Origin of the sequence: Leclercia barmai (genome assembly GCF_049312895.1) — a bacterium.
In the GTDB taxonomy this organism is placed as follows: Bacteria; Pseudomonadota; Gammaproteobacteria; order Enterobacterales; family Enterobacteriaceae; genus Enterobacter; species Enterobacter barmai.
This window is the reverse complement of sequence record NZ_JBMNWZ010000002.1, coordinates 771,559-796,697: the sequence shown is the minus strand read 5'-3', so window position 1 is coordinate 796,697 and position 25,139 is coordinate 771,559. Positions and strand designations below refer to the sequence as shown.

26 protein-coding genes and 6 tRNA genes are annotated in these 25,139 nt (G+C 55.8%); 19 read left to right on the top strand and 13 right to left on the bottom strand.

Going from position 1 to position 25,139, the window contains the following annotated elements; translation table 11 throughout:
- Positions 1–6: 6 nt before the first annotated feature.
- The 8 genes from ACOYA6_RS12080 (at position 7) to pdxK (ending at position 7,414) form a co-directional block, all read left to right on the top strand.
- Positions 7–582 carry an RpoE-regulated lipoprotein gene (locus tag ACOYA6_RS12080; protein ID WP_039029666.1) on the top strand — a complete coding sequence of 192 codons (576 nt, stop codon included), beginning with the start codon at positions 7–9 and terminating at the stop codon, positions 580–582.
- Positions 583–675: 93 nt separating this feature from the next.
- Positions 676–1,575: a Dyp-type peroxidase gene (locus ACOYA6_RS12075; RefSeq protein ID WP_039029665.1), complete on the top strand. Its 900-nt coding sequence runs from the start codon at positions 676–678 to the stop codon at positions 1,573–1,575.
- Positions 1,576–1,737: 162 nt separating this feature from the next.
- On the top strand, positions 1,738–2,754 hold the full coding sequence (locus tag ACOYA6_RS12070; protein ID WP_422654761.1) for a sulfate ABC transporter substrate-binding protein: 1,017 nt from the start codon (positions 1,738–1,740) through the stop codon (positions 2,752–2,754).
- Complete coding sequence (gene cysT / locus ACOYA6_RS12065) at positions 2,754–3,587, top strand: sulfate/thiosulfate ABC transporter permease CysT (RefSeq protein WP_422654760.1); 834 nt, start codon at positions 2,754–2,756, stop codon at positions 3,585–3,587. The genes ACOYA6_RS12070 and cysT overlap by 1 nt, the downstream gene beginning before the upstream one ends.
- Positions 3,587–4,462 (top strand): sulfate/thiosulfate ABC transporter permease CysW, encoded by an 876-nt coding sequence (cysW, locus tag ACOYA6_RS12060; protein ID WP_039029662.1) that lies wholly within the window; start codon positions 3,587–3,589, stop codon positions 4,460–4,462. Before cysT ends, cysW begins: the two co-directional genes overlap by 1 nt.
- Positions 4,452–5,546, top strand: a complete 1,095-nt coding sequence (gene cysA, locus ACOYA6_RS12055; RefSeq protein WP_422654759.1) for a sulfate/thiosulfate ABC transporter ATP-binding protein CysA — start codon at positions 4,452–4,454, stop codon at positions 5,544–5,546. The genes cysW and cysA overlap by 11 nt, the downstream gene beginning before the upstream one ends.
- 114 nt (positions 5,547–5,660) lie before the next feature.
- Positions 5,661–6,572 carry a cysteine synthase CysM gene (cysM, locus tag ACOYA6_RS12050; protein ID WP_422654758.1) on the top strand — a complete coding sequence of 304 codons (912 nt, stop codon included), beginning with the start codon at positions 5,661–5,663 and terminating at the stop codon, positions 6,570–6,572.
- 5 nt (positions 6,573–6,577) lie between these two features.
- Positions 6,578–7,414, top strand: a complete 837-nt coding sequence (gene pdxK / locus ACOYA6_RS12045; RefSeq protein ID WP_138369794.1) for a pyridoxine/pyridoxal/pyridoxamine kinase — start codon at positions 6,578–6,580, stop codon at positions 7,412–7,414.
- Between the two features lie 48 nt (positions 7,415–7,462).
- Here the strand turns inward: pdxK and crr are convergent, their stop codons facing one another.
- From crr to cysZ, 5 genes are all read right to left on the bottom strand, one after another.
- Complete coding sequence (crr, locus tag ACOYA6_RS12040; protein WP_039029658.1) at positions 7,463–7,966, bottom strand: PTS glucose transporter subunit IIA; 504 nt, start codon at positions 7,964–7,966, stop codon at positions 7,463–7,465.
- 43 nt (positions 7,967–8,009) lie between these two features.
- Positions 8,010–9,737 carry a phosphoenolpyruvate-protein phosphotransferase PtsI gene (gene ptsI / locus ACOYA6_RS12035; protein WP_039029657.1) on the bottom strand — a complete coding sequence of 576 codons (1,728 nt, stop codon included), beginning with the start codon at positions 9,735–9,737 and terminating at the stop codon, positions 8,010–8,012.
- 44 nt (positions 9,738–9,781) lie between these two features.
- A complete protein-coding gene (ptsH, locus tag ACOYA6_RS12030; RefSeq protein ID WP_000487600.1) occupies positions 9,782–10,039 on the bottom strand; it encodes a phosphocarrier protein Hpr in 258 nt (85 codons plus the stop codon).
- Positions 10,040–10,417: 378 nt separating this feature from the next.
- The gene (gene cysK, locus ACOYA6_RS12025; protein WP_039029656.1) at positions 10,418–11,389 is read right to left on the bottom strand and encodes a cysteine synthase A; all 972 of its coding nucleotides are present in this window, start codon (positions 11,387–11,389) and stop codon (positions 10,418–10,420) included.
- A 154-nt stretch (positions 11,390–11,543) separates the two neighbouring features.
- A complete protein-coding gene (gene cysZ / locus ACOYA6_RS12020; RefSeq protein WP_422654757.1) occupies positions 11,544–12,305 on the bottom strand; it encodes a sulfate transporter CysZ in 762 nt (253 codons plus the stop codon).
- Between the two features lie 230 nt (positions 12,306–12,535).
- Here cysZ and zipA point away from each other — a divergent pair, with 230 nt between their 5' ends.
- From zipA to ACOYA6_RS12005, 3 genes are all read left to right on the top strand, one after another.
- A complete protein-coding gene (gene zipA, locus ACOYA6_RS12015; protein WP_422654756.1) occupies positions 12,536–13,507 on the top strand; it encodes a cell division protein ZipA in 972 nt (323 codons plus the stop codon).
- 69 nt (positions 13,508–13,576) lie between these two features.
- Positions 13,577–15,592: an NAD-dependent DNA ligase LigA gene (gene ligA / locus ACOYA6_RS12010; RefSeq protein ID WP_138369797.1), complete on the top strand. Its 2,016-nt coding sequence runs from the start codon at positions 13,577–13,579 to the stop codon at positions 15,590–15,592.
- A gap of 1 nt (position 15,593) precedes the next feature.
- Entirely contained in the window at positions 15,594–15,809 is a 216-nt protein-coding gene (locus tag ACOYA6_RS12005; RefSeq protein WP_039029652.1) for a DUF3820 family protein, read from the top strand.
- Here ACOYA6_RS12005 and ACOYA6_RS12000 read toward each other — a convergent pair.
- Positions 15,806–16,804 carry a bile acid:sodium symporter family protein gene (locus tag ACOYA6_RS12000; RefSeq protein WP_039029651.1) on the bottom strand — a complete coding sequence of 333 codons (999 nt, stop codon included), beginning with the start codon at positions 16,802–16,804 and terminating at the stop codon, positions 15,806–15,808. The two genes, ACOYA6_RS12005 and ACOYA6_RS12000, sit on opposite strands and share 4 nt — an antisense overlap.
- Before the next feature lie 89 nt (positions 16,805–16,893).
- Between ACOYA6_RS12000 and ACOYA6_RS11995 the strand changes: the two genes are divergently transcribed.
- From ACOYA6_RS11995 to ACOYA6_RS11975, 5 genes are all read left to right on the top strand, one after another.
- Positions 16,894–17,826 (top strand): LysR family transcriptional regulator, encoded by a 933-nt coding sequence (locus ACOYA6_RS11995; protein ID WP_138369798.1) that lies wholly within the window; start codon positions 16,894–16,896, stop codon positions 17,824–17,826.
- 159 nt (positions 17,827–17,985) lie between these two features.
- Positions 17,986–18,819, top strand: coding sequence for a xanthosine phosphorylase (gene xapA, locus ACOYA6_RS11990; protein ID WP_422654755.1), 834 nt, complete (start codon positions 17,986–17,988; stop codon positions 18,817–18,819).
- A gap of 49 nt (positions 18,820–18,868) precedes the next feature.
- Positions 18,869–20,125 (top strand): nucleoside permease, encoded by a 1,257-nt coding sequence (locus ACOYA6_RS11985; RefSeq protein ID WP_039029648.1) that lies wholly within the window; start codon positions 18,869–18,871, stop codon positions 20,123–20,125.
- A 57-nt stretch (positions 20,126–20,182) separates the two neighbouring features.
- Positions 20,183–20,350, top strand: coding sequence for a XapX domain-containing protein (locus ACOYA6_RS11980; RefSeq protein WP_039029647.1), 168 nt, complete (start codon positions 20,183–20,185; stop codon positions 20,348–20,350).
- A 45-nt stretch (positions 20,351–20,395) separates the two neighbouring features.
- The gene (locus ACOYA6_RS11975) at positions 20,396–21,280 is read left to right on the top strand and encodes a LysR family transcriptional regulator (protein ID WP_422654754.1); all 885 of its coding nucleotides are present in this window, start codon (positions 20,396–20,398) and stop codon (positions 21,278–21,280) included.
- A gap of 49 nt (positions 21,281–21,329) precedes the next feature.
- Here the strand turns inward: ACOYA6_RS11975 and ACOYA6_RS11970 are convergent, their stop codons facing one another.
- The 5 genes from ACOYA6_RS11970 to ACOYA6_RS11950 form a co-directional block, all read right to left on the bottom strand.
- Positions 21,330–21,674 carry a FlxA-like family protein gene (locus ACOYA6_RS11970; RefSeq protein WP_039029645.1) on the bottom strand — a complete coding sequence of 115 codons (345 nt, stop codon included), beginning with the start codon at positions 21,672–21,674 and terminating at the stop codon, positions 21,330–21,332.
- A gap of 133 nt (positions 21,675–21,807) precedes the next feature.
- Positions 21,808–21,883 (bottom strand) — tRNA-Lys (locus ACOYA6_RS11965).
- A gap of 4 nt (positions 21,884–21,887) precedes the next feature.
- Positions 21,888–21,963, bottom strand: a tRNA-Val gene (locus tag ACOYA6_RS11960).
- A 48-nt stretch (positions 21,964–22,011) separates the two neighbouring features.
- A tRNA-Val gene (locus tag ACOYA6_RS11955) sits at positions 22,012–22,087 on the bottom strand.
- A gap of 44 nt (positions 22,088–22,131) precedes the next feature.
- Positions 22,132–22,207 (bottom strand) — tRNA-Val (locus ACOYA6_RS11950).
- Positions 22,208–22,464: 257 nt separating this feature from the next.
- On the opposite strand from ACOYA6_RS11950, the gene gltX reads away from it, so the two are divergent.
- Positions 22,465–23,880 (top strand): glutamate--tRNA ligase, encoded by a 1,416-nt coding sequence (gene gltX, locus ACOYA6_RS11945; protein WP_039032598.1) that lies wholly within the window; start codon positions 22,465–22,467, stop codon positions 23,878–23,880.
- 41 nt (positions 23,881–23,921) lie between these two features.
- Here gltX and ACOYA6_RS11940 read toward each other — a convergent pair whose 3' ends face one another.
- Both ACOYA6_RS11940 and ACOYA6_RS11935 read right to left on the bottom strand, forming a co-directional pair.
- On the bottom strand, positions 23,922–24,308 hold the full coding sequence (locus tag ACOYA6_RS11940) for a YfeC-like transcriptional regulator (RefSeq protein WP_039032599.1): 387 nt from the start codon (positions 24,306–24,308) through the stop codon (positions 23,922–23,924).
- Between the two features lies 1 nt (position 24,309).
- Entirely contained in the window at positions 24,310–24,669 is a 360-nt protein-coding gene (locus ACOYA6_RS11935; protein WP_039032600.1) for a YfeC-like transcriptional regulator, read from the bottom strand.
- 220 nt (positions 24,670–24,889) lie between these two features.
- Between ACOYA6_RS11935 and ACOYA6_RS11930 the strand changes: the two genes are divergently transcribed.
- Positions 24,890–24,965, top strand: a tRNA-Ala gene (locus ACOYA6_RS11930).
- Positions 24,966–25,006: 41 nt separating this feature from the next.
- A tRNA-Ala gene (locus ACOYA6_RS11925) sits at positions 25,007–25,082 on the top strand.
- Positions 25,083–25,139: the final 57 nt, after the last annotated feature.

The following is a 25,139-nucleotide window of genomic DNA, read 5'->3' as shown; positions in this document are numbered from 1 at the left end:
CTCCCGATGAAATCGCTGCGTTTACTGTTATGCGCGCTCCCCGTTGTCCTGACGGGCTGTTCAACGCTCTCCGCCGTTAACTGGTCTGCGGCCTATCCCTGGAACTGGTTCGGCTCCTCCACCGACGTGACCGAGCAGGGCGTCGGAAATCTCACCGCCGCCACGCCGCTGGAACAGAGCGCCATCGAATCGGCACTGGGCGGTGATTACCGGCTGCGCAGCGGCATGAAAACACAGAACGGCAACATCGTGCACTATTTCGAAGCGCTAAAAGATGACCAGCTGGCGATGGTAATTAACGGTGACAAAAACACGGTGACGCGCATCGAAGTGCTGGACAGCGACGTTGAAACCGACAGCGGCGTGAAGGTCGGTACCCCGTTCAGCGACCTGTATCAGAAGGCCTACGGCAACTGCACCAGCGCCCCGAACGAAGAGAGCGTGGCGGTGGAGTGTAAGGCGGAAGGCAGCCAGCACATCAGCTATCAGTTCAGCGGAACCTGGAACGGCCCGGAAGGGTTGATGCCTTCTGACGACGCGCTGAAAAACTGGAAAGTCAGCAAAATTATCTGGCAGCAGTAAATTGCGCCTGGACAAGCCGCCTCGTTAAAAAAGCGGGTATAATCGCCGCCAACAATGCCACGACTTCGTGGCATCTTTTTTTCAGGAGGAGCGATGTCTCAGGTTCAGAGTGGCATTTTGCCAGAACATTGCCGCGCGGCGATTTGGATCGAAGCCAATGTCAAAGGGGATACCGATGCCCTGCGTGCGGCCAGCAAAGTCTTTATTGATAACGTGGCCACCTTCCAGGCCAAATTCCCGGATGCGCACTGCGGCGCGGTGGTGGCGTTTGGCCACGACGTCTGGCGTCAGCTGAGCGGCGGGGAAGGGGCTGAAGAGCTGAAGGACTTTGTCCCTTACGGTAAAGGTCTGGCCCCGGCCACCCAGTACGACGTGCTGATCCATATTCTCTCTCTGCGTCACGACGTGAACTTCTCCATTGCCCAGGCCGCGATGGCTGCCTTTGGCGACTGCGTTGAGGTAAAAGAAGAGATCCACGGTTTCCGCTGGGTGGAAGAGCGCGATCTGAGCGGCTTCGTTGACGGCACCGAAAACCCGGCAGGGGATGAGACCCGTCGTGAAGTGGCGGTGATCAAAGAGGGCGTGGATGCGGGCGGCAGCTACGTGTTCGTTCAGCGCTGGGAGCACAACCTCAAGCAGCTTAACCGCATGAGCGTGCACGATCAGGAGATGATGATTGGCCGCACCAAAGAGGCCAATGAAGAGATCGACGGCGACGACCGCCCGGCGACCTCACACCTGAGCCGCGTCGATCTGAAAGAGGACGGTAAAGGACTGAAGATTGTCCGCCAGAGCCTGCCGTACGGCACCGCCAGCGGGACAAATGGCCTCTACTTCTGCGCCTACTGCGCACGCCTGTACAACATCGAACAGCAGCTGCTGAGCATGTTTGGCGACACCGACGGCAAGCGCGACGCAATGCTGCGCTTCACCAAACCGGTGACCGGCGGCTACTACTTTGCACCGTCCGTTGAGCGTCTGCTGGCGTTATAAAAGCCCCCTCACCCTGACCCTCTCCCCACAGGGGAGAGGGGATTAATGCTTATTCCCTTTTCTGCTTCCAAATCACTAAACGGTATATAAAACCGTTACTCCTTTAGTACTCGTTATAAATATGATGACCCTTAGAAAATCATCACATCTTAAGGGTGCGCAATGGCCGTTACTGTACTGAAAAAAGGATCTCTGGTGCTGGCAGCTTCCGTGTTGCTGGCCGCGCAGGCGCAGGCAACCGAGCTGTTGAACAGCTCTTATGACGTCTCGCGCGAGCTCTTTGCCGCCCTGAACCCGCCATTCGAACAGCAGTGGGCGAAAGACAATAACGGCGACAAACTGACGATCAAGCAGTCCCATGCCGGCTCGTCGAAGCAGGCGCTGGCCATTCTGCAGGGGCTGAAGGCCGATGTGGTCACCTATAACCAGATTACCGACGTGCAGATCCTGCACGACAAAGGCAAGCTGATCCCTGCCGACTGGCAGAGCCGTCTGCCGAACAACAGCTCGCCGTTCTACTCCACCATGGGCTTCCTGGTGCGTAAGGGCAACCCGAAGAACATTCACGACTGGAACGACCTCGTGCGTTCAGACGTGAAGCTGATTTTCCCGAACCCGAAAACCTCCGGCAACGCCCGTTACACCTATCTGGCCGCCTGGGGCGCCGCAGACAAAGCGGACGGCAACGATAAAGCCAAAACCGAACAGTTCATGACCCAGTTCCTGAAAAACGTCGAAGTGTTCGATACCGGCGGGCGCGGGGCGACCACCACCTTCGCGGAGCGCGGTCTGGGTGATGTGCTGATCAGCTTTGAATCGGAAGTGAACAACATCCGTAAGCAGTACGAAGCCCAGGGCTTTGAAGTGGTGATCCCGAAAACCAACGTGCTGGCGGAGTTCCCGGTGGCGTGGGTGGATAAAAACGTCGAAGCCAACGGCACAGAGAAAGCGGCGAAAGCCTATCTGAACTATCTCTACAGCCCGCAGGCCCAGACGGTGATCACCGATTATTACTATCGCGTGAATAACCCGGACGTGATGAACAAGCTGAAAGACAAATTCCCGCAGACCGAGCTGTTCCGCGTGGAAGACCATTTTGGCGGCTGGCCTGAAGTGATGAAAACCCATTTCGTCAGCGGCGGTGAGTTAGACAAACTGTTGGCGGCGGGGCGTAAGTAATGTTTGCAGTTTCCTCCAGACGTGTGCTGCCGGGCTTTACCTTAAGCCTCGGGACCAGCCTGCTGTTCGTCTGTCTGATTTTGTTATTACCGCTCAGCGCGCTGGTGGTTCAGCTCTCTGAGATGAGCTGGTCCCAGTACTGGGAGGTGATCAGCAACCCGCAGGTGGTGGCGGCCTATAAGGTGACGCTGCTGTCGGCGTTTGTCGCGTCCATCTTCAATGGCGTATTCGGCCTGCTGATGGCGTGGATCTTAACCCGCTACCGCTTCCCGGGCCGCACGCTGCTGGATGCGCTGATGGATTTACCCTTCGCGCTGCCGACGGCGGTGGCGGGCTTAACGCTCGCTTCGCTGTTCTCCGTTAACGGTTTTTACGGCGAGTGGCTGGCGAAGTTTGATATCAAAGTGACCTACACCTGGCTCGGCATTGCGGTGGCGATGGCCTTTACCAGCATCCCGTTTGTGGTGCGTACCGTGCAGCCGGTGCTGGAGGAGTTAGGTCCGGAATACGAAGAAGCGGCAGAGACCCTGGGCGCGACGCGCTGGCAGAGTTTCCGCAAAGTGGTGATGCCCGAGCTCTATCCGGCCCTGCTGGCAGGCGTGGCGCTGTCGTTCACCCGGAGCCTCGGTGAGTTCGGCGCGGTAATTTTTATCGCCGGTAACATCGCGTGGAAAACCGAAGTGACCTCGCTGATGATTTTTGTCCGTTTGCAGGAGTTTGATTACCCGGCGGCGAGCGCCATTGCCTCGGTGATCCTCGCAGCCTCGCTGCTGCTGCTGTTCTCGATTAACACTCTGCAAAGTCGCTTTGGTCGACGCGTGGTAGGTCACTAATGGCGGAAGTTACTCAATTGAAACGCTACGACGCCCCCCGCATTAACTGGGGAAAGTGGGTGCTGATCGGCACCGGCGTGCTGGTATCGGCCTTCATTCTGGTCGTGCCGATGGTTTACATCTTTGTCCAGGCGTTCAGCAAGGGGATCATGCCCGCGCTGCAAAACCTGGCTGACCCGGATATGCTGCATGCGATCTGGCTGACGGTCATGATTGCCCTTATTACCGTGCCGGTGAACCTGGTGTTTGGCATCCTGCTGGCCTGGCTTGTGACGCGCTTTGACTTCCCGGGCCGCCAGCTGCTGCTGACCCTGCTGGACATTCCGTTTGCGGTCTCGCCGGTGGTCGCCGGTCTGGTTTATCTGCTGTTCTACGGCTCCAACGGCCCGCTGGGCGGCTGGCTGGATGAACATAACCTGCAGATCATGTTCGCCTGGCCGGGCATGGTGCTGGTCACGGTCTTTGTCACCTGTCCGTTTGTAGTGCGTGAGCTGGTGCCGGTGATGTTAAGTCAGGGCAGCAACGAAGATGAAGCGGCGGTTCTGCTGGGCGCATCCGGCTGGCAGATGTTCCGCCGCGTCACCCTGCCAAACATCCGCTGGGCGCTGCTGTATGGCGTGGTATTGACCAACGCCCGCGCGATTGGCGAGTTTGGCGCGGTGTCGGTAGTGTCCGGCTCGATCCGCGGCGAAACCCTGTCGCTGCCGTTACAAATTGAATTGCTGGAGCAGGACTATAACACCGTCGGTTCCTTTACCGCCGCAGCCCTGCTGACGCTGATGGCTATTTTGACCCTGTTTTTAAAGAGTATGGTGCAGTGGCGTTTAGAGAATCAGGCCAAACGCCAGCATCAGGAGGGAAATCATGAGCATTGAGATTGCCAATATTAAGAAGTCCTTTGGTCGCACCCAGGTGCTGAACGATATCTCGCTGGATATCCCTTCCGGACAAATGGTGGCGCTGCTGGGGCCGTCTGGCTCCGGGAAAACCACGCTGCTGCGTATTATCGCCGGTCTGGAGCACCAGACCAGCGGGCACATACGTTTCCACGGCACCGACGTCAGCCGCCTGCACGCGCGCGACCGTAAGGTGGGATTCGTGTTCCAGCATTACGCCCTGTTCCGCCATATGACGGTGTTCGACAATATCGCCTTCGGCCTGACGGTGCTGCCGCGTCGTGAACGCCCGGACGCCGCGACCATCAAAGCGAAAGTCACCAAACTGCTGGAGATGGTGCAGCTGGCTCACCTGGTCGATCGCTATCCGGCGCAGCTGTCCGGTGGCCAGAAACAGCGCGTGGCCCTGGCCCGTGCCCTGGCGGTAGAGCCGCAAATTCTGCTGCTTGATGAACCTTTTGGCGCGCTGGATGCGCAGGTGCGTAAAGAGCTGCGCCGCTGGCTGCGTCAGCTGCACGAAGAGCTGAAGTTCACCAGCGTCTTCGTCACCCACGATCAGGAAGAGGCGATGGAAGTGGCCGACCGGGTGGTGGTGATGAGCCAGGGGAATATCGAACAGGTCGACGAACCCGATCAACTGTGGCGCGAGCCGGCAACCCGCTTCGTGCTGGAGTTTATGGGCGAAGTGAACCGTCTGCACGGCAACATCCGCGGCGGTCAGTTCCACGTCGGCGCCCACCGCTGGCCGCTCGGCTATACGCCTGCGTATCAGGGGCCGGTGGATCTCTTCCTGCGCCCGTGGGAAGTGGACGTCAGCCGCCGCACCAGCCTCGACTCGCCGCTGCCGGTACAGGTGCTGGAAGCCAGCCCGAAAGGTCACTATACCCAGCTGGTGGTGCAGCCGCTCGGCTGGTACAGCGAACCGCTGACGGTGGTGATGCGCGACGAAGAGCCGCCATACCGCGGTGAACGCCTGTTTGTCGGTCTGCAACACGCGCGTATTTATCACGATAATGATCGCATCGAGACGCGGGGAGATCTTGCTCTGGCGGAATCTGCCTGATAGTTTATTGACCATGTTTATCGCCCGGTGGCGCTACGCTTACCGGGCCTACAAAAATACGGATGTAGGCCGGGTAAGCGAAGCGCCACCCGGCTTTTTTATTGAGTAAAAATCGTGAATACACTCGAACAAACCATCGGCAACACCCCCCTGATCAAACTGCAGCGCATGGGGCCGGACAACGGCAGCGAAATCTGGATCAAACTGGAAGGCAATAACCCGGCGGGTTCGGTCAAGGATCGGGCCGCGCTGTCGATGATTGTCGAGGCGGAAAAGCGCGGAGAAATCAAACCGGGCGATGTGCTGATCGAGGCGACCAGCGGGAATACCGGCATTGCGCTGGCGATGATCGCCGCGCTCAAAGGCTACCGCATGAAGCTGCTGATGCCGGACAACATGAGCCAGGAGCGCCGTGCCGCGATGCGCGCATACGGTGCCGAGCTGATTCTGGTGACCAAAGAGCAGGGCATGGAAGGGGCGCGCGATTTAGCGCAGGCCATGGCTGAGCGCGGTGAAGGCAAGCTGCTCGATCAGTTCAATAATCCTGATAACCCCTACGCGCATTACACCACCACCGGGCCGGAGATCTGGCAGCAGACCGAAGGGCGCATTACCCATTTCGTCTCCAGCATGGGCACCACGGGCACCATCACCGGCGTCTCCCGTTTTCTGCGCGAGCAGGAAAAGGCGGTCACCATTGTCGGCCTGCAGCCGGAAGAGGGCAGCAGCATCCCGGGCATTCGCCGCTGGCCTGCGGAGTATATGCCGGGGATCTTTAATGCCCAGCTTGTGGATCAGGTGCTGGATATTCACCAGCGCGAGGCGGAAAATACCATGCGTGAACTGGCCGTGCGCGAAGGCGTTTTCTGCGGCGTCAGTTCTGGCGGCGCGGTAGCGGGTGCACTGCGGATTGCAGAGGCAGTGCCCGGCGCGGTAGTCGTGGCGATCATCTGCGATCGCGGCGATCGCTATTTATCTACCGGCGTCTTTGGTGAGGAGAGCTATGCGCAGGGCGCAGGGATCTAAACGCGATGGAGATGATTTTATTCCGGGATAAAACCCGGGCGCAGCAGAGCGATATTGTGGCGGTTCAGTCCCAGGTGGTGTACGGCAGCGTGGGCAACAGCATTGCGGTACCCAATATCCGCCAGCATCGTCTTAACGTGACGGCGGTCCCGACGGTGCTGTTCAGTAATACTCCGCACTACGATACCTTTTACGGCGGGGTGATCCCCGACGAATGGTTCAGCGGCTACCTGAAAGCGCTGGAAGAGCGTGACATTTTGCGCGAGCTGAAGGCGGTCACTACCGGCTATATGGGCAGCGCCAGCCAGATTATCCTGCTGGCAAACTGGCTGCGCGCGGTGAAGGTGCAGCATCCCGACCTGCTTATTCTGGTCGATCCGGTGATTGGCGACACCGACAGCGGAACCTACGTTAAACCCGAAATCCCGGAAGCCTACCGCCAGCATCTGCTGCCGCTGGCGCAGGGGATTACGCCGAACGTCTACGAGCTGGAAGTGCTCAGCGGAAAAACCTGTCGCGATAACGACAGCGCCATTGCCGCCGCAAAAGGGCTGCTTTCCGATACCCTGCAGTGGGTGGCGATCACCAGCGCCCCTGTAAGTGGCGATGCGGACGCTATTCATGTGGTGCTGGTTTCCCACGATAACGTGACGGTCAGCGCGCACCCACGTATCAAAGCCGATCTGAAAGGCACCGGCGATCTGTTCTGTTCTGAGCTGGTGAGTGCGCTGGTACAGCAGGAGAGCGTGGCGGCGGCGATAAGCCGGGCAGGGGACAGGGTGACGCAGGTCATGCAGTATACCCAGGAGAAGGGTTACGACGAGCTGGTTTTACCCGCTTAACAAACAAAAATGGCGCCCGAAGGCGCCATTTCTCTGTGCGGCCAAAAATTACTTTTTGATGCGGATAACCGGGGTTTCACCCACGGTAACGCTGCCGGACAGTTTGATCAGTTCTTTGATTTCGTCCATGTTGGAGATAACAACCGGAGTCAGGGTAGACTTGGCTTTCTCTTCCAGCAGTGGCAGATCGAATTCAATAACCGGGTCGCCAACTTTAACGCGCTGGCCTTCTTCAGCGATACGCTTGAAGCCTTCGCCTTTCAGCTCGACGGTGTCGATACCGAAGTGAACGAACAGCTCAATACCGCTATCAGATTCGATAGAGAATGCGTGGTTGGTTTCAAAGATCTTACCGATGGTACCATCTACCGGTGCAACCATTTTGTTACCGGTTGGTTTGATAGCAATGCCATCACCCACGATTTTCTCTGCAAACACGACATCCGGCACGTCTTCGATGTTGACGATTTCACCAGACAGCGGAGCAACAATCTCAATAGTTCCGGTGTCGTTGTTGCCTTTGTCACCGAACAGTTTACTAAATAACCCCATTAGCCATCTCTCCTAAGCAGTAAATTGGGCCGCATCTCGTGGATTAGCAGATTGTTTTTTCTTCAATGAACTTGTTAACCAGCGTCATTAACTCGTCCGTTGTCGGTTGAGCAAGAGCCTGCTCTGCTAATACCTTCGCATCTTCGAAGTTCGTGTTACGGATGATCTTCTTAATGCGCGGGATGGAAATGGCGCTCATAGAGAATTCGTCCAGACCCATACCCAGCAACAGAAGTGTAGCACGTTCGTCGCCTGCAAGCTCACCACACATACCAGTCCATTTGCCTTCTGCATGAGAAGCATCAATAACTTGCTTGATAAGCGTCAGGACGGACGGTGACATTGGCTGGTAAAGATGTGAAATCATATCATTACCACGGTCAACTGCCAGGGTGTACTGGGTTAAATCGTTGGTACCAATACTAAAGAAATCGACTTCTTTCGCTAAATGACGGGCAATCGTTGCTGCGGCTGGGGTTTCCACCATCACGCCAACTTCGATGGATTCATCGAATGCTTTACCTTCGTCACGCAGTTCCTGTTTGTAGATCTCAATCTCTTTCTTCAGTGCGCGCACTTCTTCAACAGAGATGATCATCGGGAACATGATGCGCAGCTTACCGAAAGCGGAAGCACGCAGGATAGCGCGAACCTGGTCGCGCAGGATCTCTTTACGATCCATTGCGATACGCACGGCACGCCAGCCCAGGAACGGGTTCTCTTCTTTCGGGAAGTTCATGTACGGCAGCTCTTTGTCGCCACCGATGTCCATGGTACGGACGATAACGGCCTGGGAGCCACAGGCTTCAGCAACCGCTTTATAGGCAGCGAACTGCTCTTCTTCGGTTGGCAGGGCGTCACGGTCCATGAACAGGAATTCAGTACGATAGAGACCAACACCTTCCGCACCGTTGCGCTCAGCGCCATCGACGTCGCGAACGGTACCGATGTTTGCGCACACTTCAACCTGATGACCATCCAGGGTGATGGCTGGCAGATCTTTCAGCTTAGCCAGCTCCGCTTTTTCAGTCGCAACCTGCTCCTGAACCGCGCGCAGTTTTTCGATCTCTTCGTTAGTTGGGTTGACGTAAACCAGATTGTTTACGGCATCCAGAATCAGATAGTCGTCGTTTTTAACCTGAGCGGTGACGCTACCGGTACCCACGATGGCTGGCAGCTCCAGAGAACGCGCCATGATAGAGGTGTGGGAGGTACGGCCACCGGCGTCAGTGATGAAACCCAGCACCTTGTTCAGGTTCAGCTGTGCGGTTTCTGACGGGGTCAGGTCGGCAGCAACCAGGATAACTTCATCCTGAATGGCGCTCAGATCGATGATGGCAAGGCCGAGGATGTTGCGCAGCAGGCGCTTACCGATATCACGCACGTCAGCCGCACGCTCTTTCAGGTATTCATCATCCAGCTCTTCCAGGGCAGTTGCCTGACCTTCGATAACTTCATGCGCAGCGGCATCCGCCGTCATGCCTTTATCTTTAATCAGGGCTATGATTTCCTGCTCAAGCTCCTCATCTTCGAGCAACATGATGTGCCCTTCGAAGATGGCTTCTTTTTCTTCACCGAAAGTTTCGCCAGCTTTAGTTTTGATCGTTTCCAGCTGCGCAGATGCTTTTGCACGGCCGCTCAGAAAACGTTCAACTTCCTGATTTACCTTATCAGCAGAAATTTTTTTCCGGTCGATGACGATCTCGTCTTCTTTCAGCAGCAGTGCTTTGCCGAAAGCGATACCCGGGGATGCTAAAATGCCTGAAATCATAACCCTACCTTACTTGTGACTGATATTTAAAAGAACCCGGAAACTTACTCGAGCTCAGCCATCAGTTTTACCAGATGCTCAACTGCTTTCTGCTCGTCTTCGCCTTCAGCGGAGATGGTCACAACGGTGCCCTGAGTCAGACCCAGAGTCTGCAGTTTGAACAGGCTTTTTGCGCTCGCGCTTTTGCCGTTGGAAGTCACAGTGATCTCAGAAGTGAAGCCTTTTGCTTCTTTAACAAACTGAGCAGCAGGGCGGGTGTGCAGACCGTTCGGAGCGGTAATGGTAACTTCTTGCTGGAACATTGTATTTCCCCAACTTATTGGTTTAGTGTTGTGGAACTAAAGTCTAGCCTGGCGGCAGGACTTTAGCCTGTATTGTTAGCACCGGTTCAACGGCACGTGACACCAAAGTGTCAAACATATCCGGTGCTGGCATGTCAGGCTGCTGACGTCTCGCTCGACATTAAACATTATGCCGCGAAAGCAAGACTTGAACCAAATCATAAAATCGATTCAGCAGCGGGAATTCCTGCAACGATTAATTTCGTGCTTCAAAATAATTGTCAGCTTAAATACCAGAGCCAACGGGGTTGAGCAATGCCGGAAGAGATAAAAGTTTGAAGCAGGCCACAAAAAAGCACCCATGTGGGTGCTTTTTTACGCGATATTTACATTCTGGCACTACTGTTGCAGTTCTTTCTCGGTAAAGAGATCGGCAAACAGTGCAGTACTTAAATAACGCTCACCCGACGATGGAAGAATAACCACGATATTCTTATTGGTAAAGGTTTCATCTTCGAGTAATTTCAGCGCGGCGGCGACGGCAGCACCGGAAGAGATACCTGCCAGAATGCCTTCTTCTTCCATCAGGCGGCGTGCGGTAGAGATAGCTTCATCGTTAGTGATAGCCACCACTTTATCAATCAGTTTCAGATCCAGGTTGCCCGGAATAAAGCCCGCGCCGATACCCTGAATTTTATGTGGGCCTGGCTTCAGCTCTTCACCGGCCAGCGCCTGAGCGATTACCGGGGAATCGGTTGGTTCAACGGCAACGGTAATCAGATCCTTTTTACCTTTCGTGCCTTTAATATAGCGGCTAACGCCAGTCAGCGTACCGCCGGTACCCACACCTGAAATAAAGACATCAACCTGGCCGTCGGTATCTTCCCAGATTTCCGGACCGGTGGTCTTCTCGTGAATTTCCGGGTTAGCCGGATTGCTGAACTGCTGGAGCAGCAGATATTTCGCCGGATCGCTGGCAACAATTTCTTCGGCTTTCTGAATCGCGCCTTTCATACCTTTAGCGCCTTCGGTTAAGACCAGATTTGCGCCCAGGGCTTTCAGCAGCTTGCGACGTTCAATACTCATGGTCTCAGGCATGGTCAGCGTCAGCTTATAACCGCGCGCTGCAGCAACATAGGCCAGCGCGATGCCGGTGTTACCGCTGGTTGGCTCAACCAGCTCCACGCCAGGCTTCAACACGCCACGCTTTTCCGCATCCCAAATCATATTGGCACCGATACGGCATTTTACGCTGAAGCTTGGGTTACGAGATTCCACCTTAGCCAGAATGCGTCCATTACCGATACGGTTCAGTCGAACCAGGGGCGTGTGACCGATAGTCAGCGAGTTGTCTTCAAAAATCTTACTCATGGCCTGTCCTTAACTGTTTGAAATTGGGATACCGACCCAGCATACCTGTTGCAAAAGTATGGGGAAGTAAGGAATTCGCATATCTATATGCTGCAAGGAAATAATGGGGATCAGTATGGAATAAGGGATGGCATAAGCCACCCCTTTTTTTAACTTATTTCCACAACGCGTGTTTGTCTCGATAACAGTCGACCCACATCGCCGTCGCGCCGCAGACCGCCACCGGCATGATGAAAAGATTCAGGAACGGAATCATGTTGAACAGGCTGGTCAGCGCGCCAAACTGCATATTGGCCACCTTACGGCTGCGCAAGGCAGTGCGCATCTCTTTAAACGGTACCTTATGGTTATCGAACGGGTAGTCGCAATACTGAATGGCCAGCATCCAGGCGCTGAACAGGAACCACAGCACGGGCGCAACGGTCTGGCCGATCCCCGGTATAAAGTAGAGAAGCAGCAGCACGATGGCGCGGGGCAGATACCACGCCAGCTTCTGCCACTCGCGTTTCATGATGCGCGGCAGATCTTTCATGATACCCAGCACGCCGGTATCTGGTGGTGTGGCACCCGTGAGCCGGGCCTCAAGCTGTTCGGCCAGCATACCGTTAAACGGGGCCGCAATCCAGTTGGCAATGGTCGAGAAGAAATAGCCAAACACCAGCAGAACCGAAATGATGACGATTGGCCACAGCAGATAGCTCAGCCACTGCAGCCAGTCGGGAACATGGCTCATCAGCGCCGGGATCCAGGTATCGAGGCGGGTAAACAGCCACCAGAAAGCGCCACCCATCAGCAGAATGTTGATCAGCAGAGGCAGGATCACAAAACGTCTGATTCCGGGCAATGAAACCAGTTTCCAGCCCTGGGAAAAGTACCAGACGCCGCTGCGTGGAGGGGAAGATGTCGATGAAACCATAACCAGGTTGAGCTCCTTTTATCACAACCAGTGAAATTGCCTGCCTATATTAGCCAGTTGCGGCACGTTGACCAGTTCGGAAATGTTCGAAAAAACAGCAAAAAGCACGATTTAGTTCATCTTTATGCTGCGAATGCTCTGCACGCACTTGCACTTGACGTAATCGGCAAATACTCTTAGTGAGTAAATGTTTGCCGTGGTGGCAAGGTGTTAGAACAACAGAGAATATAATGATGCAGGATTTGCGTCTGATATTAATCATTGTTGGCGCGATCGCCATAATCGCTTTACTGGTACATGGTTTCTGGACCAGCCGTAAAGAGCGCTCTTCTATGTTTCGCGATCGCCCACTGAAGCGCATGAGGTCTAACCGTGACGACGATAGCGATGACGATATCGAAGAGACGGAAGACGAGGGTGTGGGTGAAGTACGCGTTCATCGGGCTAATACTGCGCATGGGGAGCATGAAGCGCCTCGTCAGCCTTCGCAGCATCAGTACCAGCCGCCTTACGCATCTGCTCAGCCACGTCCGGCTGCGCCGCAGCCTGTGGCCGAACCGGTACACCAGCCGCAGCAGCAACCGCAGCAGCATGAACCTGTGCGTCAGCAGCCGGTGCAACAGCCGCAGTATGCCGCTCAGCCTGAACCTCAGCCGCAGCCTCAACCCGTCGTGCAGCAGGCTCCACAGCCGGTAGCTCCTGCGCCGCAACCCGCCCCAGCGCCTGTCGCAGAGCCAGAGCCGGTTGTCGAAGCTGCGCCAGTGGTTGAAAAACCGCAGCGTAAAGAGACGGTGATTGTCATGAGCGTGGCGGCCCACCAGGGCACGACCATTAACGGTGAAGTGCTGCTCAACAGCATTCATCAGGCGGGCTTTAAGTTTGGCGACATGAATATTTTCCATCGCCATCTCAGCCCTGATGGCAGCGGTCCTTCGCTGTTCAGCCTGGCGAACATGGTTAATCCGGGAACCTTTGATCCTGAGATGACCGGTGATTTCACCACGCCGGGTATTACGATCTTTATGCAGGTGCCGTCTTATGGCGATGAACTGCAAAACTTTAAGCTGATGCTGCAGTCTGCCCAGCACATCGCCGATGAAGTCGGCGGTATGGTGCTCGACGATCAGCGTCGAATGATGACGCCGCAGAAACTGCGCGAATATCAGGACCGCATCCGCGAAGTTAAAGAAGCTAACGCGTAAACGTCCGCGTTTTGTTTCACACCTCCTCAACCCCCGCATGTCGGGGGTTTTTCTCATTAATGGTGCGACATGGACTCAATCGAACAACAACTTACCGAACTGCGAACCACGCTTCGCCACCATGAATATCTTTATCATGTGATGGATGCGCCAGAAGTGCCGGACGCGGAGTATGACCGTCTGATGCGTGAGCTGCGTGAGCTTGAAGCGCAGCACCCGGAGCTAATCACGCCGGACTCGCCTACCCAGCGCGTCGGGGCGGCACCGCTGGCCTTTTTCAGCCAGGTACGTCACGAAGTGCCGATGCTGTCGCTGGATAACGTCTTCGACGAAGAGAGCTTCCTCGCCTTCAACAAACGCGTGCAGGATCGCCTGAAGCAGACCGATGCCCTGAGCTGGTGCTGCGAACTGAAGCTGGATGGCCTGGCCGTCAGCATTCTGTACGAAAACGGGGTGATGATCCGCGCGGCTACCCGCGGCGACGGCACTACCGGCGAGGACATTACCGCCAACGTGCGCACCATCCGCGCTATTCCGCTCAAGTTACATGGCGAGAACATTCCGGCCCGTCTCGAAGTGCGCGGCGAAGTGTTCCTCCCACAGGCGGGCTTTGAAAAAATCAACGAAGAGGCGCGCCGCACCGGGGGCAAAATCTTCGCTAACCCCCGCAACGCCGCCGCAGGCTCGCTACGCCAGCTGGATCCGCGCATCACCGCGAAGCGACCGCTCACTTTCTTCTGCTACGGCGTCGGCATCCTGGAGGGGGGCGAGCTGCCTGATACCCACCTGGGCCGCCTGCTGCAGTTTAAGGCCTGGGGCCTGCCGGTCAGTAACCGCGTTCAGCTGTGCGACTCGCCGGAAGCGGTGCTGGCGTTTTACCGTCAGGTCGAAGCCGATCGCCCGACGCTGGGTTTTGATATCGACGGCGTGGTCATCAAAGTGAACTCCCTCGCGCTGCAGGAGCAGTTAGGCTTTGTCGCCCGCGCGCCGCGCTGGGCGGTGGCCTTTAAGTTCCCGGCCCAGGAGCAGATGACCTTCGTGCGCGATGTGGAGTTTCAGGTGGGCCGTACCGGGGCGATAACGCCGGTCGCGCGTCTGGAGCCCGTTCAGGTGGCCGGGGTGCTGGTCAGCAATGCGACCCTGCATAACGCTGACGAAATCGACCGTCTGGGGCTGCGTATCGGCGATAAAGTGGTGATCCGCCGTGCCGGGGACGTGATCCCGCAGGTGGTGAACGTGGTGGAATCAGAACGTCCTGACGATACGCGCGCCGTTGAGTTCCCGACCCACTGTCCGGTATGCGGTTCCGACGTTGAGCGCGTCGAAGGCGAAGCCGTTGCCCGCTGTACCGGCGGATTAGTCTGCGGTGCCCAGCGCAAAGAGTCGCTGAAACACTTCGTCTCCCGCCGGGCGATGGACGTTGACGGCATGGGCGACAAAATCATCGATCAGCTGGTAGAGAAAGAGTACGTCCTTACGCCTGCTGACCTGTTCCGCCTGACGCCGGGCAAGCTGACCGGCCTGGATCGTATGGGGCCGAAGTCCGCACAGAACGTGGCCGACGCGCTGGAAAAAGCCAAAGAGACCACCTTTGCCCGTTTCCTCTATGCGTTAGGTATTCGCGAAGTGGGCGAGGCAACCGCTGCCGGGCTGGCCGGGTATTTTGGTACGCTGGAGGCGCTTGAGAAGGCCTCCATCGACGAGCTGCAAAAGGTGCCGGACGTCGGCATCGTGGTTGCGACCCACGTCTTTAACTTCTTCTCGGAAGAGAGCAACCGCGAGGTTATCGGCCAGCTGCTGAACGAAGGTATTCGCTGGCCTGCGCCGCAGGTTATCAACGCCGAAGAGATCGACAGCCCGTTTGCCGGTAAAACCGTGGTGCTGACCGGCAGCCTGAGCCAGCTTTCGCGCGATGATGCTAAAGCGCGGCTGGTCGCGCTGGGGGCCAAAGTGGCTGGCAGCGTGTCGAAGAAAACCGACCTGGTGATTGCCGGTGAAGCGGCGGGATCCAAGCTGGCCAAAGCGCAGGAGCTGGGGATTGACGTGATTGACGAAGCCGAAATGCTGCGTCTGTTAGGAGAGTAACGTGGATAAAGCGCAGCTTATCGAGATAGCCAACACCGAAATGCCGTTCGGCAAGTACAAAGGCCGACGGCTGATTGATGTGCCGGAAGAGTATCTGCTGTGGTTTGCCCGTAAGGATCAATTTCCTGCCGGGCATCTTGGCGAGCTGATGGCGCTAACGTTACTGATTAAAACCGAAGGGCTGACCCAGCTGGTTCAGCCCCTGAGACGTCCTTAAACTTTTGCCGTGCGGGCCTGCTCCCGGGCCTGCAACTCCTCGGTCTGGCGTTTGTAGCGACGTGCCAGCACCGCGCAAATCATCAACTGCAGCTGGTGGAAGATCATCAGCGGCAGCACCATCATCCCGATCACCGAGGTCGGGAACAGAATGTTGGCCATCGGGATACCGTTTGCCAGGCTCTTTTTCGAACCACAGAAGACAATGGTGATTTCATCGGCTTTGTTAAAGCCAAAGCGGCGGGCGGCAAAGACGTTGATGGCAATGATAATCCCCAGCAGTACCAGGCTGACCACCACAATAAACAGCAGCGAACCAACCCCCACCTTATTCCAGATACCATTCACCACGGCTTCGCTGAACGCGGAATAGACCACCAGCAGAATCGATGACTGATCGGTTTTGGCAATCCACTTCTTATGCTTCGCCACAAAGGCCCCGGTCCACGGACGGGAAAGATGACCCAGCACAAACGGCAGCAGCAGCTGGAGCATGATTTTGCCCACCTGATCCAGGCTTCCTTCCGCGCCGTGCATGTTCATCACCAGCCCAACCAGCAGCGGCGACAGGAAAATCCCTAACAGGCTGGAGGCTGACGCCGAGCAGACGGCGGCCGCCACGTTGCCCCCCGCCATGGAGGTAAAGGCAATTGCCGACTGGACCGTGGCCGGCAATATGCAGAGGTACAGGAAGCCGGTATAGATCGCCGGATCGACGTTAACCGGCGCCCACCAGGCAAACAGCACGCCCAACACGGGGAAGACAACAAAGGTGCTGCACATCACCCACAGATGCAGTCGCCAGTGGCTCCCCCCCGCGATAATCGCCTCGCGGGAGAGTTTTGCCCCGTGCATAAAGAACAGCAACGCGATGGCGGCGGTAGTCAAACCTTCAAAAAAGGGGACAAAGCCACCCTGGGCAGGGAAGAAGGAGGCGAGCAGTACCACGACGATAAGAGTGATGGTGAATGGATCGAGAATGCGGAAAAGTTTCATAAACGCTCCTGAAAACAGATAGCGCTATTGTGCTTTTATCTGTTTGAGAAATAAAATTGATTTATTGCATCAATTCATGAGTAAAACAGATGAATTACTCTCTGCGGCAACTACGTGTATTTGTCACCGTCGCGCAGGCGAAGAGTTTCAGCCGCGCGGGAGAGATGATTGGCCTGAGCCAGTCGGCGGTGAGCCACAGCGTGAAAGAGCTGGAGTTGCAGGCCGGCGTGCGGCTACTCGATCGTACCACGCGGGAAGTGGTGCTGACGGAGGCGGGCCAGCAGCTGGCCGCGCGTCTCGAAAGACTGCTGGATGAGCTGAGCAGCACGCTACGGGATGCGGGCCGGGTAGGGCAGCAGCTCTCCGGCACCGTGCGGGTGGCCGCCAGCCAGACCATTTCAGCGCATCTCATCCCCCACTGTATTGCCCGGAGCAATCACCTCTACCCGGATATCAAATTTGTTCTCCACGACCGCCCCCAGCAGTGGGTACTGGAGAGCATTCGCCAGGGGGAGGTGGATTTTGGCATCGTTATCGATCCCGGTGCGGCAACCGATCTTGAGTGTGAGACGGTGCTGTCGGAGCCTTTCCTGCTGCTGTGCCGCGACGATCACCCCTTCGCCGGGCGAGAATCGGTGGGCTGGCAGGAGCTTCATGCCCAGCGGCTGGTCTTACAGGATTACGCCTCCGGGAGCCGACCGCTGATTGACGCCGCGCTGGCGGGTTTTGCGGTTGAGGCGGATATTGTGCAGGAGATCGGCCATCCGGCGACCTTGTTTCCGATGGTCGAGGCGGGGATTGGCATCAGCGTATTACCCGCCCTGGCGCTGCCCCTGCCGCAGGGAAGCCATTTGCAGGTAAAACGCCTCACCCCGGTGGTGGAGCGACAGCTGATGCTGGTGCGACGTAAAAATCGTTCGCTCTCCACCGCAGCTCAGGCGCTGTGGGACGTGGTGCGGATGCAGGCCTGTGAACTCACCGCCGGGCGCGTGCAAAACCCGCTGTATCAGATCTCTTCGTAATACTTCTTCTTCGCCAGCCTCCCGGCTGGCGATGCTGAATTCTCTTTTGAATCAATACAGAACCTGTATCGATCGACACGGAAAAGTGTATTGGTAAAGGGCCCCTCCCTCTCGCTATAAAAAGGCGGTACCCACATTTACTCATAATAAGGACTTCCCATGAGCCACTCTCATTTCTCGCCAAATCCCGGCTATAGCGCAGACATTATTCGCGGTTACAAACCCGGCTTTACGCCACGTGTGGCATTGATCCTCGGCTCGGGTTTAGGTGCCCTGGCAGAGCAAATTGAAGGCGCTGTGGCCATCTCTTACGAGAAGCTGCCCGGGTTCCCGGTCAGTACGGTCCACGGGCATGCCGGCGAGCTGGTGCTGGGTCATCTGGCGGGTGTTCCGGTGGCGTGCATGAAAGGGCGCGGACATTTCTATGAAGGGCGTGGGATGAGCGTGATGACCGATGCGATCCGCACGCTCAAACTGCTGGGCTGCGAGATGCTGTTTTGCACCAATGCCGCAGGCTCGTTGCGCCCCAACGTGGGCCCCGGCAGCCTGGTGGCGTTAAGCGATCACATCAACACTATGCCAGGAACGCCGATGGTGGGTCTGAACGACGATCGTTATGGCGAGCGTTTCTTCTCCCTGGCGAATGCCTATGACGCCGGTTATCGCGCGCTGCTCCAGGCGGTGGCCTCTGAGGAGGGCTTCCCGCTTACCGAAGGGGTGTTTGTCTCGTATCCGGGACCAAACTTCGAAACGGCGGCGGAGATCCGCATGATGCAGATCCTTGGCGGAGATGTGGTAGGAATGTCCGTGGTGCCGGAGGTGATTGCCGCGCGCCATTGCGGGCTTAAGGTGGTTGCCGTGTCGGCCATTACCAACCTGGCGGAAGGGCTGGGGGACATTAAGCTTTCCCATGCGCAAACCCTGGCCGCCGCAGAACTCTCCCGGCAAAACTTTATCAACCTGATTTGCGGCTTCTTACGCAAATTGGCCTGATACCCATGCCCCTGAAAAGGGGCTTAGCCTCTGCGGCAAGGAATAAAAAATGGGTATAACCTCTCGACTGAAGATCATGTCGTTTTTGCAGTATTTCATCTGGGGAAGCTGGCTTGTCACCCTGGGGTCATACATGATTAACACCCTCCATTTTAGCGGTGCCAACGTCGGCATGGTATACAGCTCCAAAGGGCTGGCGGCGATTATCATGCCCGGCATTATGGGAATTATTGCCGACAAATGGCTGCGTGCCGAACGGGCCTACATGCTGTGTCATCTGGTCTGCGCCGGAATGCTGCTGTATGCGACGACCGTGACCGATCCTGACACTATGTTCTGGGTGATGCTGATTAACGCCATGGCCTATATGCCGACCATTGCGCTCTCGAACAGCATCTCCTATTCGTGTCTTGCCCAGGCAGGAAAGGATCCTGTTACGGCCTTTCCGCCTGTGCGGGTGTTTGGCACGTTAGGGTTTATTCTCGCCATGTGGACGGTGAGTCTGATGGGCCTTGAGCTGAGCAGCACGCAGCTGTTTATCGCCTCGGGTGCCTCATTGCTGCTGTCGTCCTACGCGCTGACGCTACCGAAGATCCCGGTTGCTGAAAAGAGAGTGGCGACCACGCTCATCAGCAAGCTCGGTCTGGATGCCTTCGTGCTGTTTAAAAATCCGCGGATGGCCATCTTCTTTCTGTTCGCGATGATGCTTGGCGCGGTGCTGCAAATCACTAACGTCTTTGGCAATCCGTTTCTCCACGATTTTGCCCGTGACCCGGCGTTTGCTGAGAGTTTTGTCGTTAAGTATCCCTCCATTTTGCTCTCCGTTTCGCAGATGGCAGAGGTGGGCTTCATCCTGACCATCCCGTTCTTCCTGAAGCGTTATGGCATCAAAACCGTGATGCTGATGAGCATGCTAGCCTGGACCTTACGCTTTGGTTTCTTTGCCTTTGGCGATCCGTCTCCAACAGGCGTGGTTCTGCTGCTGATGTCGATGATTGTGTATGGCTGCGCGTTCGATTTCTTCAATATTTCGGGCTCGGTATTCGTCGAACAGGAGGTGAGCCCCACCATTCGCGCCAGCGCGCAAGGGCTGTTTATGACCATGGTGAATGGCGTCGGCGCCTGGGTCGGCTCCATTCTGAGCGGGATGGCGGTGGATTACTTCTCGGTGGAGGGCGTTAAAGACTGGCAAACCATCTGGTTGCTGTTTGCGGCCTATACCCTGGCGCTGGCAGCGATCTTTGCGGTGTGCTTCAAATATCAGCATAAGCCTGAAGCGTTAGCGGCTCAGTCTTTGACCCACTAGGGCATTTTTACTGGCGAGGGGATGCTCGCCAGTCCATTTAATCAGCAGGGACAGTGTATGAAAGACATTCTTTTCTCATCGGGCATTGGTTTCGGTATCGGGGCGTTATTCACCTTATGCCGGTTACCTATTCCGGCACCCAATGTGTTACCCGGCGTACTTTCCATCGTATTTATGTATCTTGGCTACATTGCGGTTCAATTCATTTTTCGCCAGGCGGTGTGATAAATTCGTTCCGTTACTCTCTTTTCTGTAAGGAGCGCAGGGGTGATGGAACGAACAACCCGCATCGATCTAAAGCTGCTGCGTTACTTTCTCGCCGTGGCAGAAGAACTTCATTTTGGACGGGCTGCGGCCCGTCTTAACATGTCCCAACCCCCCTTAAGTATGCATATCAAAGAGCTGGAACAGCAGCTCGGTACGCTGTTGTTTCTTCGTCACTCACGCAGTGTGGCATTAACCCATGCCGGTAAAATCCTGATGGAAGAGTCACGTCGCTTGCTCTCCAGTGCGAACCAGATTCTGGCGCGGGTAGAGCAGATTGGGCGGGGTGAAGCAGGGCGAATTGAGCTTGGCGTGGTGGGCACGGCGATGTGGGGAAAGATGCGCCCTGTTATGCACCAGTTTCTGAAAACGCATCCTGACATCGAGGTGATTTTCCGGGAAAAAATGCCTGCAAAGCAGATGGCGCTGCTGGAAAGACGCGAGCTGGATGCGGGCATCTGGCGAATGGCGACGGAGCCGATGGCGGGATTTACCCGTGTACGCTTGCACGAGTCGTCATTTCTGGTAGCAATGCCGGAGGATCATGCTCTGACCGCCCGTGACGTCGTGCCGCTAGAGGCGTTACGGTATGAATGTTTTGTTACCATGCCCGCCATGCATACCGACTGGGCCTTCCTGCAGCGGGTTTGTCAGAGCGCTGGCTTCTCACCCAGGGTGGTACGTGAAGTGATGGAGCCGCAAACCGTACTCGCTATGATCAGCATGGGTCTGGGGATTACGCTTATCGCCGACAGCTATGCGCAGATGAACTGGCCCGGCGTGGTGTTCCGTCCACTTGAGGAGCGTATTCCGGCGGATCTGTATATTGTCTACGAAGAGCAGCAGTTGACGGGGGCGATGGCAAAACTGATCGCGGCGCTGACCGCGTAAACAGAAATTGTGCAGGCGCTGCATCAGGCCTGCACAGTTTTAAGCTGCGTCAGACGTAAATATCAATCTGATGCTCAGCGGAAGGGGAGTTAACGCCTTCCACCTTACCCTGCTGTTTGTCCTGCTTCTGCTGGGCTTCTTCCGCCTGGCGACGCTGCAACTGCTCCAGCTGCGCCTGCAGCATTCTGATCTGCGCCTGCAGCAGGTCCTGCTGGGTTTGTTTCTCTTCCGCCGTGCCGCTGCCGTTAGCTACGTCTTTCAGCTGTTTGGTCAGTTTAGTAATTTGTGAGGTGAGGCGGCTAATTTGCGATGCAATGTCGCTACCGGCGGAGCCACTGCTGCTGCCGCTGCTTTTTGTTTGTATTGAGGGTGTGGATGCCTGAATGGTTGTCATGCTGATTTCCTCTGCCTAAAGAAGAGGTATCGGCATACAAAAGAAGAGCTTGAGCTAATCTACCAGTTTTGGCAGGTTCGAATCTTCCATATCGCAGATAGCAAAAAAGCGCCTTTAGGGCGCTTTTTTACATTGGTGGGTCGTGCAGGATTCGAACCTGCGACCAATTGATTAAAAGTCAACTGCTCTACCAACTGAGCTAACGACCCGAAGTGGTGGGTGATGACGGGATCGAACCGCCGACCCCCTCCTTGTAAGGGAGGTGCTCTCCCAGCTGAGCTAATCACCCACTTCGGTACTTCATTTACTACTGCAAGAAATCCAGCTGGCGAGAAAGTGGTGGGTGATGACGGGATCGAACCGCCGACCCCCTCCTTGTAAGGGAGGTGCTCTCCCAGCTGAGCTAATCACCCACTTCTCAATTTCTTGCTACACGGCGGAGACTACATAAAGTAGTTGGTGGGTGATGACGGGTTCGAACCGCCGACCCCCTCCTTGTAAGGGAGGTGCTCTCCCAGCTGAGCTAATCACCCCCGCTGTGTGGAGTCGCATTATAGGGAGAGTTGAAAATGAGTCAACGCCTTTTCTAAAGATTTTGTTCGTTCGTCGTAAAATTAAACAAAACGATCGCAAAACCACCTGTGATGCATGATTTCTAAACAAAAACGGCTACAAAGAACGATCTGACAGCAACAAGATTGAGGAATCAGGCTGGAGTGATAGAATATTGCCCACTTTAGTTTCCAGGATATGCCGGTTGTCGGCATCTTTATCACTGTAAGGCCACTTCATGAAAATCAAAACTCGCTTCGCGCCAAGCCCGACAGGCTACCTGCACGTCGGCGGTGCGCGTACTGCTCTCTATTCCTGGCTGTTTGCTCGCAACCAGGGCGGTGAGTTTGTGCTGCGTATCGAAGATACCGATCTTGAACGCTCCACGCCGGAAGCAATCGAAGCCATTATGGATGGTATGAACTGGCTTAATCTGGAGTGGGACGAAGGCCCTTATTTCCAGACCAAACGTTTTGATCGCTACAACGCCGTTATTGATGACATGCTGGAAGCGGGCACTGCCTATAAGTGCTACTGCTCGAAAGAGCGTCTGGAAGCGCTGCGCGAAGAGCAGATGGCGAATAACGAAAAGCCACGCTACGACGGCCGCTGCCGTCACGATCATTCACACCACGCGGCGGACGAACCCTGCGTAGTGCGTTTCGCTAACCCGCAGGAAGGCTCGGTCATTTTTGACGATCAGATCCGCGGCCCGATCGAATTCAGCAACCAGGAGCTGGACGATCTGATTATCCGCCGTACCGACGGCTCACCAACCTATAACTTCTGTGTTGTGGTTGATGACTGGGATATGGCGATCACCCACGTGGTGCGTGGCGAAGACCACATCAACAACACCCCACGCCAGATCAACATCCTTAAAGCGCTGAATGCACCTGTACCGGTTTATGCGCACGTTTCAATGATCAACGGTGACGACGGTAAAAAGCTCTCCAAACGCCACGGCGCGGTGAGCGTGATGCAGTATCGCGACGACGGCTACCTGCCGGAAGCGCTGCTGAACTATCTGGTGCGTCTGGGCTGGTCCCATGGCGATCAGGAGATCTTCAGCCGTGAAGAGATGATCAAGCTCTTTACCCTGAGCGCGGTAGGTAAGTCTGCGAGTGCGTTCAATACCGATAAACTGCTGTGGCTGAACCATCACTACATCAATACTCTGCCGCCAGAGTACGTTGCGACCCAACTGCAGTGGCATATTGAGCAGGCGAACATCGATACCCGCAACGGTCCACAGCTGGCCGATCTGATCAAACTGCTGGGCGAGCGCTGTAAAACCCTGAAAGAGATCGCGGAAAACTGCCGTTACTTCTATGAAGAATACGATGAGTTTGACGCCGACGCCGCGAAGAAGCACCTGCGCCCGGTTGCGCGTCAGCCGCTGGAAGTGGTTCGCGATAAACTGGCTGCCATTACCGACTGGAGCGCTGAGAATGTCCATAATGCCATTCAGGCGACAGCAGATGAGCTGGAAGTCGGGATGGGTAAAGTGGGCATGCCGCTGCGTGTCGCTGTTACCGGTGCCGGTCAGTCCCCGGCGCTGGACGTTACCGTACACGCGATTGGTAAAACCCGCAGCGTGGCGCGTATCAACAGAGCGCTCGATTTTATTGCTGAGCGCGAAAGCCAGCAGTAATCAGAAAGCAAAAACAAAACGGCAGGTTTCCCTGCCGTTTTTTATTCCTCTGGCTGATGAATGTTCAGCCGCACCAGAAAACCCTGTATCCCTTCCCGAGCCAGCAAAACGGCAAGCCGCTCCTGTTCAGGCGGAGTCATATTTTCCAGCGCATCGATAATCTGTCGCAGCACGGCAACGGGCTCATAGCTGGCCGCGGTTTCAGCAAGCTGATAGTTAGCCTGTCGTTTACGAATGGCGGGGATGTTCATGATGTGCTCGCGCACCTGTGCATCAATATGAATGAGACGCGCCTTACCGCCTTTAACGCCATTAATGCCTTCCGTTTTCCAGTTATTCTTGCGTACCCAGCGGTTAACGGTTTGCCTGGCGACCCCCAGCGTATCCGACAGCTCTTCGGTGGTCATTTTGCTACGTAATTTTTTCATATTATTTTTGCTCGCGGATCCCTAAGCGTTGCAACAATCCGGTGATCCCTTCCCGGAGTAATAAAGAGGTCAGTTGTTTCTGTTCCGTGGGTGTCATTTCGTTGGCCAGCGTGATCAGCAGGGCCTGTAGCGAGTTATCTGCATAAACGTCAGGTGAGGGCACCACATCCGGGGCTCTGCGTGCGTTGCGAATAAACTCCCGAACTTTCTCATTCACGTGCACCAGGCGCGCTTTACCGCCCTGAACACCGGGTTTCGGTGATGTGGACCAACCCTCTTTGCGCACCCATTTATTGATGGTCTGTCGGCTGTAGCCTGTGAGCCGGGCCAGCTCTTCCGGCGTCATTCGTTCCTTGATCATGCAATTTCCTGAGTAAGAGTGTGGGTAATTAGTGGCTCATTTTATAACACCGTTTTACTGGAAAACGTGACAAGATTAACTCATGGCTGCGAGCACCCTCGCAATGTGATTCATTTGCATGAATTTTCAGCGGTTGAACCACAGTGTGAGATTTTGCCGTTGACACTCAGCAATGGAATTCATATTATGCCGCCCGTCAACACGACACGCTTTACGCGATGGGGCTATAGCTCAGCTGGGAGAGCGCTTGCATGGCATGCAAGAGGTCAGCGGTTCGATCCCGCTTAGCTCCACCAAACTCTGAACCCAACAGAGTCTGGTGCGTAAAGAAGACTGTGGGGCTATAGCTCAGCTGGGAGAGCGCTTGCATGGCATGCAAGAGGTCAGCGGTTCGATCCCGCTTAGCTCCACCAAAATTTAAACCCTCGCCGAATGGCGGGGGTTTTTTTATGCCTGTTATAAACCGTTTA

Bases quoted from the DNA above. Each gene is read 5' to 3' on its own strand.
- ACOYA6_RS11995 (WP_138369798.1), top strand. From the start codon at position 16,894: ATGAATTACTCTCTGCGGCAACTACGTGTATTTGTCACCGTCGCGCAG.
- ptsH (WP_000487600.1), bottom strand. From the start codon at position 10,039: ATGTTCCAGCAAGAAGTTACCATTACCGCTCCGAACGGTCTGCACACC.
- cysA (WP_422654759.1), top strand. From the start codon at position 4,452: ATGAGCATTGAGATTGCCAATATTAAGAAGTCCTTTGGTCGCACCCAG.
- cysW (WP_039029662.1), top strand. From the start codon at position 3,587: ATGGCGGAAGTTACTCAATTGAAACGCTACGACGCCCCCCGCATTAAC.
- ACOYA6_RS11980 (WP_039029647.1), top strand. From the start codon at position 20,183: ATGAAAGACATTCTTTTCTCATCGGGCATTGGTTTCGGTATCGGGGCG.
- ACOYA6_RS11935 (WP_039032600.1), bottom strand. From the start codon at position 24,669: ATGATCAAGGAACGAATGACGCCGGAAGAGCTGGCCCGGCTCACAGGC.
- cysK (WP_039029656.1), bottom strand. From the start codon at position 11,389: ATGAGTAAGATTTTTGAAGACAACTCGCTGACTATCGGTCACACGCCC.
- pdxK (WP_138369794.1), top strand. From the start codon at position 6,578: ATGGAGATGATTTTATTCCGGGATAAAACCCGGGCGCAGCAGAGCGAT.
- ptsI (WP_039029657.1), bottom strand. From the start codon at position 9,737: ATGATTTCAGGCATTTTAGCATCCCCGGGTATCGCTTTCGGCAAAGCA.
- gltX (WP_039032598.1), top strand. From the start codon at position 22,465: ATGAAAATCAAAACTCGCTTCGCGCCAAGCCCGACAGGCTACCTGCAC.
- ACOYA6_RS11985 (WP_039029648.1), top strand. From the start codon at position 18,869: ATGGGTATAACCTCTCGACTGAAGATCATGTCGTTTTTGCAGTATTTC.
- crr (WP_039029658.1), bottom strand. From the start codon at position 7,966: ATGGGGTTATTTAGTAAACTGTTCGGTGACAAAGGCAACAACGACACC.
- ACOYA6_RS12070 (WP_422654761.1), top strand. From the start codon at position 1,738: ATGGCCGTTACTGTACTGAAAAAAGGATCTCTGGTGCTGGCAGCTTCC.
- ACOYA6_RS12000 (WP_039029651.1), bottom strand. From the start codon at position 16,804: ATGAAACTTTTCCGCATTCTCGATCCATTCACCATCACTCTTATCGTC.
- ACOYA6_RS12080 (WP_039029666.1), top strand. From the start codon at position 7: ATGAAATCGCTGCGTTTACTGTTATGCGCGCTCCCCGTTGTCCTGACG.
- ACOYA6_RS11940 (WP_039032599.1), bottom strand. From the start codon at position 24,308: ATGAAAAAATTACGTAGCAAAATGACCACCGAAGAGCTGTCGGATACG.
- xapA (WP_422654755.1), top strand. From the start codon at position 17,986: ATGAGCCACTCTCATTTCTCGCCAAATCCCGGCTATAGCGCAGACATT.
- zipA (WP_422654756.1), top strand. From the start codon at position 12,536: ATGATGCAGGATTTGCGTCTGATATTAATCATTGTTGGCGCGATCGCC.
- cysZ (WP_422654757.1), bottom strand. From the start codon at position 12,305: ATGGTTTCATCGACATCTTCCCCTCCACGCAGCGGCGTCTGGTACTTT.
- ACOYA6_RS12075 (WP_039029665.1), top strand. From the start codon at position 676: ATGTCTCAGGTTCAGAGTGGCATTTTGCCAGAACATTGCCGCGCGGCG.
- cysT (WP_422654760.1), top strand. From the start codon at position 2,754: ATGTTTGCAGTTTCCTCCAGACGTGTGCTGCCGGGCTTTACCTTAAGC.
- ACOYA6_RS11970 (WP_039029645.1), bottom strand. From the start codon at position 21,674: ATGACAACCATTCAGGCATCCACACCCTCAATACAAACAAAAAGCAGC.
- ligA (WP_138369797.1), top strand. From the start codon at position 13,577: ATGGACTCAATCGAACAACAACTTACCGAACTGCGAACCACGCTTCGC.
- ACOYA6_RS11975 (WP_422654754.1), top strand. From the start codon at position 20,396: ATGGAACGAACAACCCGCATCGATCTAAAGCTGCTGCGTTACTTTCTC.